13 protein-coding genes and 1 pseudogene are annotated in these 12,332 nt (G+C 47.1%); 6 read left to right on the top strand and 8 right to left on the bottom strand.

Annotation, left to right across the window (positions count from 1 at the left end; translation table 11 throughout):
• Positions 1 to 242 precede the first annotated feature (242 nt).
• The gene (locus QUB63_RS12550; RefSeq protein WP_332945492.1) at positions 243 to 473 is read left to right on the top strand and encodes a hypothetical protein; all 231 of its coding nucleotides are present in this window, start codon (positions 243 to 245) and stop codon (positions 471 to 473) included.
• A gap of 174 nt (positions 474 to 647) precedes the next feature.
• Here the strand turns inward: QUB63_RS12550 and ndk are convergent, their stop codons facing one another.
• Positions 648 to 1,097 carry a nucleoside-diphosphate kinase gene (ndk, locus tag QUB63_RS12545; protein WP_332945491.1) on the bottom strand — a complete coding sequence of 150 codons (450 nt, stop codon included), beginning with the start codon at positions 1,095 to 1,097 and terminating at the stop codon, positions 648 to 650.
• A 442-nt stretch (positions 1,098 to 1,539) separates the two neighbouring features.
• Here ndk and QUB63_RS12540 point away from each other — a divergent pair, with 442 nt between their 5' ends.
• Positions 1,540 to 2,295 (top strand): hypothetical protein, encoded by a 756-nt coding sequence (locus QUB63_RS12540; protein ID WP_332945490.1) that lies wholly within the window; start codon positions 1,540 to 1,542, stop codon positions 2,293 to 2,295.
• A gap of 1 nt (position 2,296) precedes the next feature.
• Here QUB63_RS12540 and proB read toward each other — a convergent pair whose 3' ends face one another.
• From proB to QUB63_RS12505, 7 genes are all read right to left on the bottom strand, one after another.
• Positions 2,297 to 3,490, bottom strand: coding sequence for a glutamate 5-kinase (proB, locus tag QUB63_RS12535; protein ID WP_332945489.1), 1,194 nt, complete (start codon positions 3,488 to 3,490; stop codon positions 2,297 to 2,299).
• 81 nt (positions 3,491 to 3,571) lie between these two features.
• Complete coding sequence (locus QUB63_RS12530; RefSeq protein WP_332945488.1) at positions 3,572 to 4,093, bottom strand: YqeG family HAD IIIA-type phosphatase; 522 nt, start codon at positions 4,091 to 4,093, stop codon at positions 3,572 to 3,574.
• 149 nt (positions 4,094 to 4,242) lie between these two features.
• Positions 4,243 to 5,367, bottom strand: coding sequence for an endolytic transglycosylase MltG (gene mltG, locus QUB63_RS12525; RefSeq protein WP_332945487.1), 1,125 nt, complete (start codon positions 5,365 to 5,367; stop codon positions 4,243 to 4,245).
• Between the two features lie 233 nt (positions 5,368 to 5,600).
• Complete coding sequence (locus QUB63_RS12520; protein WP_332945485.1) at positions 5,601 to 6,176, bottom strand: DUF3727 domain-containing protein; 576 nt, start codon at positions 6,174 to 6,176, stop codon at positions 5,601 to 5,603.
• A gap of 302 nt (positions 6,177 to 6,478) precedes the next feature.
• Positions 6,479 to 6,946: a Holliday junction resolvase RuvX gene (ruvX, locus tag QUB63_RS12515; RefSeq protein ID WP_332945484.1), complete on the bottom strand. Its 468-nt coding sequence runs from the start codon at positions 6,944 to 6,946 to the stop codon at positions 6,479 to 6,481.
• 223 nt (positions 6,947 to 7,169) lie between these two features.
• Entirely contained in the window at positions 7,170 to 8,489 is a 1,320-nt protein-coding gene (locus tag QUB63_RS12510; RefSeq protein WP_332945482.1) for a GNAT family N-acetyltransferase, read from the bottom strand.
• 284 nt (positions 8,490 to 8,773) lie between these two features.
• Positions 8,774 to 9,955: a F420-0:Gamma-glutamyl ligase gene (locus tag QUB63_RS12505; protein WP_332945481.1), complete on the bottom strand. Its 1,182-nt coding sequence runs from the start codon at positions 9,953 to 9,955 to the stop codon at positions 8,774 to 8,776.
• Positions 9,956 to 10,182: 227 nt separating this feature from the next.
• Here QUB63_RS12505 and QUB63_RS12500 point away from each other — a divergent pair.
• The 4 genes and pseudogenes from QUB63_RS12500 (at position 10,183) to QUB63_RS12485 (ending at position 11,723) form a co-directional block, all read left to right on the top strand.
• Positions 10,183 to 10,599, top strand: a pseudogene (locus tag QUB63_RS12500) (XisH family protein).
• Complete coding sequence (locus QUB63_RS12495; RefSeq protein WP_332945479.1) at positions 10,587 to 10,928, top strand: XisI protein; 342 nt, start codon at positions 10,587 to 10,589, stop codon at positions 10,926 to 10,928. The pseudogene QUB63_RS12500 and the gene QUB63_RS12495 overlap by 13 nt, the downstream one beginning before the upstream one ends.
• A 79-nt stretch (positions 10,929 to 11,007) precedes the next feature.
• Positions 11,008 to 11,340, top strand: coding sequence for a DUF433 domain-containing protein (locus QUB63_RS12490; protein ID WP_332945478.1), 333 nt, complete (start codon positions 11,008 to 11,010; stop codon positions 11,338 to 11,340).
• Positions 11,337 to 11,723, top strand: a complete 387-nt coding sequence (locus tag QUB63_RS12485) for an SH3 domain-containing protein (RefSeq protein ID WP_332945476.1) — start codon at positions 11,337 to 11,339, stop codon at positions 11,721 to 11,723. The genes QUB63_RS12490 and QUB63_RS12485 overlap by 4 nt, the downstream gene beginning before the upstream one ends.
• Positions 11,724 to 12,332: the final 609 nt, after the last annotated feature.

Here is a 12,332-nt window from a genome sequence, read left to right as displayed (position 1 = left end):
GCGAGTGTGGTAAATTATTGCAGATGTGCGATCGACCTTTTTGGGGAAATGGGGAAAAGGGCGATCGCAATTCTGTCGTTTGTCCCCAAGTCCGCCGGGGAATCAATTCCCCGTCGAGAGAGCAAAAGTCGGTTGAAAACCGACTGGGGAGATATGACAATGGTTGTTGAAAATTGTGTTTTTCAGTCCTCTTTGAGAGGACTTACGCTATGAGACGGGGGTTTCTAACCCCCGGCGGATCTGTGGGTAAGCGAGGGGATTTGGGGCGCGGGCGATCGCAACTCTCTCGCTGCGTGGCGAGAAACCGGGTTTCTGCGACAAATCTCGGTCGATCGCGAGAAATATCGAAAGAAACCCGGTTTCACCAGATTATTGTGCACCAAGACTTTGTAGGTGGCGAGAAACCGGGTTTCTGCGACAAATCTCGGTTGAGTACGAGAAATATCGGAAGAAACCCGGTTTCACCAGATTAGCTGAGTGGCGAGAAACCGGGTTTCTGTGACAATTTTTGGTTGAGTACGAGAGATATCCGAAGAAACCCGGTTTCTGAGATTTGGGTGCGTCCAAGAAATTTTTTAGATAAATCCGGCTTTGTTTTGATTAAAACTCAGAATATCTCCCGATTAACAATCGGGAGAATATCAAAACTACTCCACAATCCAAGGACTCAAACAAGGAGTCCAACCACTCAATTCTTCAGCTTTGAACCAGAGGCTAATTTCCTGGTTCGCAGTTTCCACAGCATCAGAACCGTGAATGATATTGCGGCCGACATTCACAGCAAAATCGCCGCGAATTGTTCCCGGTTCAGAATTCAGAGGATTTGTTGCGCCAATCATCTTTCTCGCCGAAGCCACAACGCCGTCACCTTCCCACACCATCGCCACCATCGGCCCGGAAGTGATGAAGTCTACCAGTCCCGCAAAAAACGGTCTTTCTTTGTGGACGCCGTAATGCTGTTCGGCTAGTTCGCGACTCGCCGTGATTAGCTTCATCCCAACTAGGGTAAAGCCCTTGGCTTCAAAACGACCGATAATTTCGCCGACGAGTCCGCGCTGTACGCCGTCGGGCTTAATCGCTAAAAAAGTCCGTTCCAAGATTAACTCCTATTGTTTTCTTAACCGATCCAAAAGACAGAGTAGCTCACAATGCACCCAAAGGCAATTCTGGGAATAGAAAATTGTGATTTTACACAGAAGTGTCCGAAGAGAGGAACGAAGCAATCTTAGTCTTGGCGATTGCTTCGTTCCTCTCTTCGGACGACCAATATGAACTTATGCAGAACCTTTATCTTGCAGGTTTGCACACCGCACCTTACCACTACTTATCGCGCGTCAAACCACGTTTTGCGCAAGTTCTGATATTATAATTTACCCAATATGATGCAAATCACATTTTATTGTGACGGCAAACACGCTTAGCTACGATCTAAAATACAAATATGTATGATCCGAAACACAATTATTTAGGCTCACAAACATAGATAATTAACGGAGGTATCAACATTATCTTGAGAGCAGCCACTCAGGGAAAAAAGCTATGAAAGAGATGGTAGCATTCATTGAAAAAAAAAAGCAAGAATTTGCCAAATTGCCGTTATTTGAATTTCTAGCTAATAAACACATTCACCCGAATCAACGACTAATTTTTGCACCTGTACTCGCTCCTGTGGCTATGGGCTTGAGCGACTTAAATAAGTACGTCCTCCGAGAATCTTCCAGCAATAACAAGGTTCAGGAACTGATTAACAAATATACTTACAAAGAGAACTACTACTGGCAGGGATATCTGCAACATCTAGAGACATTGGGCTTTAACCAATTAATGAGTTACGGCGACTTCAGACTGCTTTGGGGTGAAGAAACTAAAAAAACTCGATCGCTCTGTTCAGTTCTCGAACGCTATGCTTGGAAAGCCTCTCCCATTCAGAAACTGGTGTTAGCGGAAGCCTTGGAAGGAACCGCCACAGTTTTTTTTGAGGCGGCGCTAGAAGTGGTAATGGAATTACATAAAATTACCCAAAAAGAATATGTTTATTTTGGAGGAGGTTATGTGGGTTTGGAAAATCATCACATTTTAAACACACCGGAGATGTTGCAAGTTTTAGCAGAGATAGAACTTACTGATTCCGAACGCCAAGCAGCTTTAGAATTAGCACAAAATGTATTTGAACTGTTTACAGAAGCGATGAACGAGCTGTTCGGACACAGCACAACAAATTCTTGCAATACTGTGCTGCAAGCATCCTCGATTTCTGCGTTCGATCGCGCTTTCGACTGTTTGGACGTTTGTTAAGTTAAACAATCACTAAGTTATCTCGGTGTACCGCCGTTTCTACGCCTGCATAACCTAAAATCTCAGCAATTTTATCTGACTTGCAGCCCTGGATTTGTCTCAATTCTAAACTGCTATAATTCACAAGTCCCCTCGCAATTTGTTGGCCTTCTGTATCGCACAACTGCACCGAATCATCAGCTTGAAATTCTCCTTCTACTCCTGAAATACCTGCCGCTAACAGCGATTTGCCGCCGTGGGAAATTGCTTTGACAGCACCCGCATCTAAATACAGTTTTCCAGCAGGAATTAGCACGTTGGCGATCCAGTGTTTGCGAGCGTTGACAGGGCGCGGTTGCGGCTCGAATTGAGTGCCGATCGACTCTCCGTTAAGTATTTTCTCGATATTACCAGGAAAGCAGCCGTTAGTGATGACTGTCCGCACTCCCGATGCTGTGGCGATTCTCGCCGCTTCAATTTTTGTTACCATTCCGCCGGTTCCCCAACCGCTGCGGGAATCTCCTGTTTGCACCTGAAATTCTGTGAGCTGTGCCATACTTTGGACTAGGGCGATCGGCTGCGCGTCGGGATTGCTGCGCGGATCTGCGGAATACAGCCGATCGACATCCGTGAGCACAAACAACCAATCTGCTTCTACCAAACTCGCCACCAGCGCCGAAAGCGTGTCGTTATCGCCAAATTTGAGCTCGTCTACCGCTACAGTATCGTTCTCGTTGACGATCGGAATTACGCCCAACCTCAGCAGTTGCTGAAACGTATTGTAAGCGTTAACATAACCGTTGCGCTGCACTAAATCGCCCCTGGTGAGCAATACTTGGGCGATCGGCTGTTGTAGAGTAGTGAACAAGTCATCGTACACGCGCATCAGCCGCCCTTGTCCCACGGCCGCCACAGCCTGCTTCAGAGCGATATTTCGCGGGCGTTCCGTCAAACCCAAGCGCGCGCAGCCCACCCCAACCGCACCGGAAGAAACCAACACTACTCGATGTCCTTGCTGCCGCAAATCGGCTAAAATTTCGACTAATGCAGCAATGGTTGACAGAGCTAAGTTTCCTGTAGTCGATCGAGTCAGGGTCGAAGTTCCTATTTTAACAACAATAGTTTTAGTCTGCTGTCTGTTGACTGTTGACTGTTGACTGTTGACTGTTGACTGTTGACTGTTGACTGTTGACTGTTGACTGTTGTCTGTTGCCATTAGTTACCAATTCCTAATTCCCAATTACCAATTACCAATTCCCTGCGCGGGCCTTCTTCCCTGTTTGGCCCATGCCCATTTTTAATCTTTAATTTTAAGACTTGCTCCCAAAGCTTGAGACACCCAAACTTCAAAAGAACGCACCGGATACTTGCGAAGCGCATATCCAGCATCAACCATTGGCTCGACTAAAATAGTAAACATACCCAAACGATTGCCGGCCAAAACATCAGTAAAAAGTCGATCGCCCACCATCGCCACCTGTTCCACCGGCAAATTCATCGCCGTCACGGCTTTGCGCAACTTGCGGCGCGACGGCTTAGCAGCACCAGTGATGTAAGGTAGATTCAAAGACTCAGCAATTCGACCGATCCGAGTCTGACTTAAATTATTGCTCGCCAACCACAGCGATACTACCGGTTTAATTTCTTCCACCCACAGGCTGAGTTCGGGAGAAGCATTGATTGCCGTAATGGGAACGAGAGTTTCGTCCACATCCAAAACTAATCCTTTAATATGATATTTCTCAAGAATATCGGCCGTTAAATTTACGACCGAATCGCCTAGAACTAAGTCAGGCTGTAGTAGTTTACCCCAAGTCATAATGATTTTATATTTGAGATTTTAGATTTTAGAGTCAGCAATAATAAATGGCAATTTTAACATTGAAAAAGTAAAAAATCAAAAGTGAATTATTCGGGCTTTTGCTTTGTAACTTTTGACTTTTTACTTATGTATTAGTCATTGCCAATCTATTGACCCGATCGCACTTTCTGGTCAACTTGAGCCACAGCAGCATCGTGTTCCGCCTGAGTGCGGCTGAAAATGTGAGTGCCGTCGTATCGAGCCATAAAATACAGGTAATCGGTCTTTTCAGGAGCCAGAGTCGCTTCCAGACTTGCTATTCCCGGAGATGCGATCGGAGTAGGGGGCAGCCCTACATTCACATAAGTATTGTAGGGAGAAGGCGTTTCCACCTGCTTAAAAGTCAGAGGTTTCTCCTTGGTTTGTCTGATGCCGAGGGCGTATTCAACCGTCGGATCGGAGCCTAACTTCATGCCCTTATTCAAGCGGCTCGCAAACACCCCAGCAATGCGATGGCGCTCCGCAGCAACCACAGCTTCTTTTTCCACAATACTCGCCAGCGTCACCCACTCTTTCAAAGAAAGCTTAGTATTGTTCTGATTTTTTTGATACACGGGCAAAGCCAGTCGCTCGAAACGGTCGAGCATTTGTTTGATGACAGCTTCCGGGCTAACTGCATCGCCGTCTAGCTGATAAGTATCCGGGTACAAAAACCCTTCCAAATGAGGCAAGCCGCTCGGCAGCCAAGGGTACTGAGCGTAGGGAACTTGACTCGCCGCCGCCATAAAATCCTTAGCCGGAAAAAAACCTTGCGCTTCAAAATAAGCGCTCATTTGTTGCAGCGACCACCCTTCTGGAATCGTGAAACTCTGCTGTACGACTTCACCCTTCCAGATTTTGTCAGCAACCGCACTCAGAGGTTCAGTCGGCGACAGTTGGTAAGTTCCGGCTTTAAAACCTCCGTCGCGGTTTTGCAGGGTCAGCCAGCGGGCCCACATATTCCACGCTCCTGCCGATCGAATTAAGCCCGCCGCTTCCAAATCCTGCCCGATTTTTTGACTGGAAGTACCGGGGGGAATTTGGATAGAAACCGCAGCATCCTGTCCCGGGGAATTTGAAGTTTCAGCTACTTTAGGCGGCGCCGAAGCCCAGCTCCACCAAGCCCAGCCCTGCCATGCGCCAACTCCCCAAATTGCCGGCAGCAACGCCAGATAAAACAACCATTTAGAGACTTGCCGAGGAGCTTTTCGGCTCTCGCGCGCGCTGCTTTTTGTCAGTTGTTCTTTGTTCATAGTCCGTTGTCCTCGATCAGCGACGGTTAACTAACGACTAATGATTGATGATCTGCAATTAATGACCAAAAAGTTACGGATACCAGCCTTTTTCAAGACCCGATTCAACAGTCATAGCTGACAGGGCAGAAGGTGGCATCTCGAAAAAGTTCGATCGACCGAGCAGTTGACTTTTTTATAAAATAGTCAAATATTCTGCTTTTTGCCTCATGCCTTCTGCCTGCAATTAATATTTAATCAAGCTCGTCAAAAAACTGGTCTTCCAGCATGGGCAACATCGGTTCTAGCCTTTGGAACTCTTCTTCCGAGAGCAATTCGGGCTTGCCGTCCTCATTCATTCTCGCCAAGATAAAGAACGGATCGAGAGGCGTATAAATGGCATATTCCTGTTCTTCGTGATAGAAGCTGGTCAACCACATCAGTTCCTCGAACTCCGACTCCTCATCGGGATCGGCATCAGGCTCCAAATCCTCGTCGGGAAATTCCGGCAATTCGCCAACCACAGTCAGCGTCACCGCCGTGCGCCGGAGCGTCAAGTTCTGCTCTTGCAGGACAACTCTAGCAGTATCAAAAATTTTGTCAATTTCCGTCTCGTCTTCTACAGGAATTGCTGCTTCGTCGGTATCGTCTCCCTGCCAAGTAAAAATTTCTACGGGAGAGTCGATCGGCAGCAGCAAAGCGTATTCTTGACCTTCTAGGTTCATCGAATATTCTATGTTGCAAGTTAGCGATCGCCCAAGTTCATCCGTCAGGGTGACGGACATTTCGTGGGAATTACCATTCTCTTTGCGGTATGGGGATGAGGACATCGCGTGTATCTTATTTTCCGTCAATAATTCACGAACGTTTGCTTGACAATTGGGGATTTTCGTGGCGATATTCTGACCGATCGGGCGATCGCCAGTCCACAAACTTAAACCGCGAGACTCGCGGCATTTTCCACAGGCGAGGAGTGCAGCGTTTAAATCTCAGTCGAGTTCGCAAGCGACACTGAGGACAAATCACAATTGTGTGCTGCTTTAATACCGAGGGTACAGCGGAATTTTATCCAGTGCGTCAACGGTTACAGGTGTGCGCAGCAAACTTGCACAACTAGGATATCACGCCTCTGTTACAACCTATCGGGATTGGGAATTGCACCGATCTTTTGCCGGCGATCGTCCAGCCACTGCTGCAAAATCAAGGCCGCTGCTTTGCGATCGATCAAACCCTTATTGCGCGACGGGGACATACCTTGAGCTTGGATCAGTTCCTCTGCGCCAACAGAAGTCAGGCGCTCGTCGGCGTATTCTAGGGGGAGTTCTAAGGCGGTGGCGATGCGAGTGGCGTATTTCTGGACTTTTCGGGCTTGAGCGCCCACTTCTCCGTTGAGGGAGTAGGGCAGGCCAGCCACCAAAATTTGCACTCTCCGCTCTTGTACGAGCCCTCTGAGATAAGCTACATCTCGATCGAAGGACGATCGCACCAGAGTAGCAATCCCCGTAGCGATTAAACCTGTGCCGTCACACCCGGCGATGCCGACTCGTTTGTTGCCGATATCTAATCCGAGGGCGGAAATCCATAATTTTTCGTTGGACATCAATCAATCTATTTTAGATTTTAGATTTTAGATTTTAGATTTACTTCTTTCTTACTGGAATATTTTTTTTTACGAACCGCGAAGACACGAATAACGTGAAGGAAGAAGGGAATAACTTGAGTTTTTTCGGTTTGTAGTGAGGACTTTAGTCCTCTCTTTGATGCGGACTAAAGTCCTCACTACAAACCGTTAATTGAGCGGACATCGTATCAGGAATTAAGTCCTACTCTTGGGCGTCGCCGTCTTGAGGCAACTCCGGCAAATAAGGAGGCAAAATGCTGCTGGCATCTGTTGCTTCTGATTCGGAATTCTGGCTGTTCAAAGGGTTAATTTGATTAGCTTGATTTTTTCCTGAGTCCAAGAAAAAGGGCTTAATCTCAGACGACACGGGCCCTGCTGCTGCTTCCCCAGCCATCTGGCCGAGCCAGGACATCCTGCCCGGTACGGGTTTGCGAGTTGGCTGGAAGCTCTGCAACACTTCTGATAGCTGGAGTCCTTCGAGGGAGACTAACTTGGACTCGCGCAATTTGTGCCATACCGATCGAGACATCAGCAAACTGTGTTCCAGACGCGCGGCTCCAAATTGCTCTAAATAAGCTTCGCGTTCGGGCTGGTAGTCGGCGGAAGCCAGTTGCAGGCTTTGAACTGGGAAATCTTGAACGAGGCGCGCCATCTGGGACAGCAGTTCTGGATACAGCCAAGTGTAGGCCGGGTGTACCGTCAACTGGGCGACGTGCGGCTGTTGGCCGTTGCGGGATAGCTGTACCTGAAAATAGCCGATCGCGGCTTTGCGCTGCGGTTCAAATACGTAAGCGCTAACTACCTCTGTTTTGCCCAGCCACTGTCTGACGCCTTCGACTAAAGCGCCGAAAAAACTGGTTTTGAAGTCTTGAATGTGCCGGTCGAATACTTGACGTACCAGCGGCGGCATAGACGCGGTATCGAGTTGATACAGCAATTGAGCGTCGGCGTTGCTTACCGGCAGCAGGTTGGGCAAATCTGGCGTCGCGGAGGCCATTTCTTGCAGGCGTTCTGGGGCGATCGTCCAGTAAGTCATCTGGGCCAACGGCTGAAACCCGTTCTGACGGTACAAAGCCAGGGAAGTTTTATCGCCGACATTCACCTCCAGCAGCCACGTCCGCGCCTCCCAGACTGCCTCAAAGCAGTACCGCAGCAGCATCGAACCAATGCCTTTGCTGCGGGCTTCCGGGTCTACTCCGATGCGATCGATCCGCCAAGTGCTGCGGGTGCGGTTGAAAGGAGAAATCTGAATTATGCCCTTAACAGTCCCCTCTTCTTCGGCAACATGGGCCCGGAACAGGGACTGGCAAGGGTTGGGAAACAAGCTAAAAATCTTTAGCAGTCCGTACCAGCGGCGAATCTGCTGCAACTTTCTACCCAGTACCAAGTCGCAGCTTGCGCCCTTGCGTTTTTCTGGCTCGTCGGCTGTTTCGGCGCACAGTTGTTCCATCGCCTCGATGTCGCGGTACTGAAACGGGCGAATTACAACCTGGTTTTGGTTTTGAGAGGTAAATGAAGTCATATAGAAATTCTCAAGTGAGTGAGGTATAAATTGGTAATTGGTAATTGGTAATTGGTAATTGGTAATTGGTAATTTTTTGGCTAGTCCCTCACGAAAGTTGAGAACCGTAATAGCACAAAACTGGACAAGAAAACTTAAAAAATCCAATATTTTTAAGAAAGGGGAAGAGTTAGGGAAGTTTTGAGTTCAAAACTTAGAACTTTTAATTCTTCTCCCTTTCTTAGTCGAGCGAAAATTAAAAATTTCAAATCATCTTGTTTAATTTTTAATTTTCAGTCTTCAACTCAAGATTTCTGTGGCAGAGGTCGAATTAAAACGACCGGTGTTCGCTCGTCAGCATTCCCGGCGGGGTTGCTGCGCAAGGCTTGCTCTAAAAATGTTACCGATAAATCGGAGGTCGCTGCTAATATCTTAACTGCTTTCAAGTCATTAGCGTCTACGATCGCCGCCGCAAGTCCGGTTTCTCGTTGAATTTCCTCTACAACTTGCTGGGGATTGTCCGGGCCGAGGACAATAAATTGGTCGAAGGGAGGCAAAGTCCCGGTAACGTCGTCAATCAGCCTTGCTTGTTCCCCTGCTAGTTGGTAAAAGACTCCCGGTTTACCGAATATTTTAGCTACAGCGCCGATCGCAAATGCTGCAACTACGCGGATGGGCCCAACTACATCCACCAATGTCTGCATTCCGCAAGCCGTGGCCAAACTCGACGTGGGCAAGAAAAACAAGCACACTCGCTTCGCCGCCCATCCGGGTTTGACTTCGCTGGGATGGCGGTAGCGTCCCTGCATCAAGGCTAGGGGAGTTTCTGCGAGGGCGACAATATCCCCTTGGAGGGCGCGCGGCAGCACGTAACGCTTGACAATTTCGACGGGATTGTCGAGTTCGGCGAGTATGTGGGTGCGAATTGGGAAGACTTCTGCAACGCCGACATTGCGGGCGACGGGTGCGGTGTCCGAGTTGGGAAATTGCAGCGGGACTACTACGTTGCGGACTTTGGGGATGCGCCCGCCAGGGCCGTAGGTGATGTAATGTATTTGCACCCAAGCTGACTGCAATTTGTTTAAATCTTGCCCTTGAATGTCTACCGAAACTTTAATTTTTGTGGTTTTTTGGGCTTTAACAATATAGCCGAACCAGTAATCGTCCGATCGGGCTTTTGCGTCTTTGTGACAAGGAATCACTTTTGTCTGGGAAGTAACGCCATCCAAACTTCCGTCTGATAGCAGTTTCACCTGTGCCTGCACGGACGGCAACATAATCTCGAACCGCTGTGTCAGGTTGCGGAATTCCATTTCGCCAACCAAAAGATAGCGGTTGGGTTCGTTTATGGCTAAGTGCCATTCTCCGGCTGTAAGTTCTAGTTTATTTGCACTCCCAGTCCGGCGATAGTTCAACTCTAGGCCCAATCCGCCCAATGCTAGCAGCGAACCGGCTGCTGCGATTCCTGTTGCTAAAGTGTCAATCACTCAAATCACCGCCAATAATATTTTGTGTTTACTGTAGTCGATCTCGGGTACTTCGAGATCCGATCCGGCAGTAATTGGATTTGCTGGGAAAACTTGGGGGGGGATGCCAGTTAGTATATTTTTCTGTCAGCGGTTTGGATGTTGGCGGGCTGTGGGGATGGGCATTCGTGTCAACCGCCGTCTTATTTTGAGTTAAAATGTAGAATATCAAATTACCTCGTCTCGCGATGCCAGCTAAAGATATCTACCATGATGCAGTCAAGCAAGCGCTGATTAAAGATGGCTGGCTGATAGTTACTGAAAACTAGGTGCTGGAATATGGCGGGGATAAACTCTATCCAGATATTGCGGCCGAAAAGTCGATCGCAGCAGAATTGCAGGGACGAAAAATTATTGTTGAGGTGAAGAGTTTTTTAGGGCGATCTTTCATGAACGATCTAGAAGGCGCTGTTGGACAGTATATCATTTACCGCAATATCTTACAAGCCCAGCAATCCGAGTATGAGTTGTATTTGGCCATAGCCAACACAGTTTATAACGGTGGCTTTCAGAAGAAAATTGCCCAATTAATTGTTGAAACTAATCGAGTAAAATTGCTAGTTTTTGACCCTGAAGTGGAGGTAGTTGAGCGATGGAAAAATTAGAGTATTATCGTCATGTGATTCGGAAAGTTTTAACCGAGTATTATGAGTTGGGGGCAAAATCCACCAATTCAACGCTAGAAAGTGCGCTGATTTTTGACGAAAGGCACGACCATTATTTATTGGTAGTAATGGGTTGGGAGGGACAAGAACGGATTAAGGGAAATACTATTCACGTGCGATTGCGGGATGGCAAAATTTGGATTGAGGAGGATTGGACAGAAGATGGGGTGGTGACAGATTTTTTGCACGCTGCGGTGCCGCGGGAAGATATTGTATTGGCGTTTCATCCACCGCATCTACGGCAATATACGGAGTTTGCGATCGCTTAATCGCTTAATTGTGCGATCGCCAATCTAACCATCTCACCTAATTCGTTTAAAATCTAGATAAAAAGCAGTGATTAGCCCTATGACACTAGCCATCACCCCAACCAAGCAGTATATCGAACAACGCAACGGAGGGTATTGGATTGAAGGAACTCGCATTTCCCTCGATTCAGTCGTTTATTCCTTCTTGAATGGAGAAGCCCCCGAAAGTATTGCCCAAAATTTTCCGCTGCTTTCCCTAGAACAGGTTTATGGTGCGATCGCCTTTTATCTTGCCAACCGAGAAATCGTGGATGGGTACTTAGAAGAAGGTGAAGCAGAATTTAAGCAATTGCAACAGTCTTTGAGACAAAAAACTCCACTTCTGTATCAACAATTGATAACTGCTCAAACTCGGAAACAAGCCGCATTATGACGAAAACTCGATTAAAAATTTGCGCTATCGTATTTGTAGAAATCGCCACTATAGCTATCTTCGCTCCACAACTAACTAAGAGTGCCAGCGCTCAATCCATCACAGATAAAAGCTGCGTTGCCGATATTGTAGGTGAAGATGTTGGCTCACAAGTTAACATCAGGTCTGGTGCAGGAAGCATTTTTAGCGTTGTAGGCACTGTATCGGTGGGAAATCTAGTGATTGTCGCCAATGACGACCAAAATACAAGTCGTGTCGTATCTCCTCTTAGCCGTAAAGATAGCGAAGGAAATGTCTGGTATTTGACGACAAGATTGAGAGCAAGTGAGTACAAAGGTTGGATCAAAGCAGACTTTTTGAGATTAAGATGTCCTAATCCCTAGGTGTGGCGATAAAAAAGAGGAAGCACTCTGGACGCACCCTCTCTTTTATTGTACTTTAAATATGCGATCGCCCAAAAACACTCGATCGCACTTATCTGAGTCTATTTACTTAAGTATTCGCAGCCCACAATTAAGTATCAATTCGGCCAACCCCTACGAGAATCCCCAGAGATAGAATTTTTTAGTCGAGATATCGGCAAGGACACGGCTTGACCTAAGTCTAAAGCTGTCTTGTCTTGATTCAATTGACAACAGCAATAGAGGTGCGGTTGTGCGTGCAAGATATTAAATTCATTGGGCCAAATATGGGCTTAAATCATTTTTGGGTTAATATCGATACATAAACACAAATTAGGAGCTTCCAACACAAGGGCGATCGCCAGATAAATATTTATTAAAAAAATAAGTCGCCTAAGTGTAGTCAAGCAAAAATGCTGGCCGCCGACCTACTTTCTTAACTTCCGGTTTTGTGGATAATCCTGAAAGCGGAGCTACAAATCACAGAAATACAATAATAGTGTTTTTAGGCTCCTATTGTGATACCATTTTCTAAAAAAAATGCAACAGTAGGCAAACTCAAAAGCCGGAGCTTCATAAGTCATTCCCAAA

Origin of the sequence: Microcoleus sp. ARI1-B5, from assembly GCF_036705795.1 — a bacterium.
GTDB lineage: Bacteria > Cyanobacteriota > Cyanobacteriia > Cyanobacteriales > Microcoleaceae > Microcoleus.
The sequence above is the reverse complement of the archived record's forward strand: the minus strand, read 5'-3'. Positions and strand labels throughout refer to the sequence as shown.

Coding starts and splice junctions, on each gene's coding strand:
- QUB63_RS12540 (WP_332945490.1), top strand. CDS start 1,540: ATGAAAGAGATGGTAGCATTCATTGAAAAAAAAAAGCAAGAATTTGCC.
- proB (WP_332945489.1), bottom strand. CDS start 3,490: ATGGCAACAGACAACAGTCAACAGTCAACAGTCAACAGTCAACAGTCA.
- QUB63_RS12530 (WP_332945488.1), bottom strand. CDS start 4,093: ATGACTTGGGGTAAACTACTACAGCCTGACTTAGTTCTAGGCGATTCG.
- mltG (WP_332945487.1), bottom strand. CDS start 5,367: ATGAACAAAGAACAACTGACAAAAAGCAGCGCGCGCGAGAGCCGAAAA.
- QUB63_RS12520 (WP_332945485.1), bottom strand. CDS start 6,176: ATGTCCTCATCCCCATACCGCAAAGAGAATGGTAATTCCCACGAAATG.
- ruvX (WP_332945484.1), bottom strand. CDS start 6,946: ATGTCCAACGAAAAATTATGGATTTCCGCCCTCGGATTAGATATCGGC.
- QUB63_RS12510 (WP_332945482.1), bottom strand. CDS start 8,489: ATGACTTCATTTACCTCTCAAAACCAAAACCAGGTTGTAATTCGCCCG.
- QUB63_RS12495 (WP_332945479.1), top strand. CDS start 10,587: ATGGAAAAATTAGAGTATTATCGTCATGTGATTCGGAAAGTTTTAACC.
- QUB63_RS12490 (WP_332945478.1), top strand. CDS start 11,008: ATGACACTAGCCATCACCCCAACCAAGCAGTATATCGAACAACGCAAC.
- QUB63_RS12485 (WP_332945476.1), top strand. CDS start 11,337: ATGACGAAAACTCGATTAAAAATTTGCGCTATCGTATTTGTAGAAATC.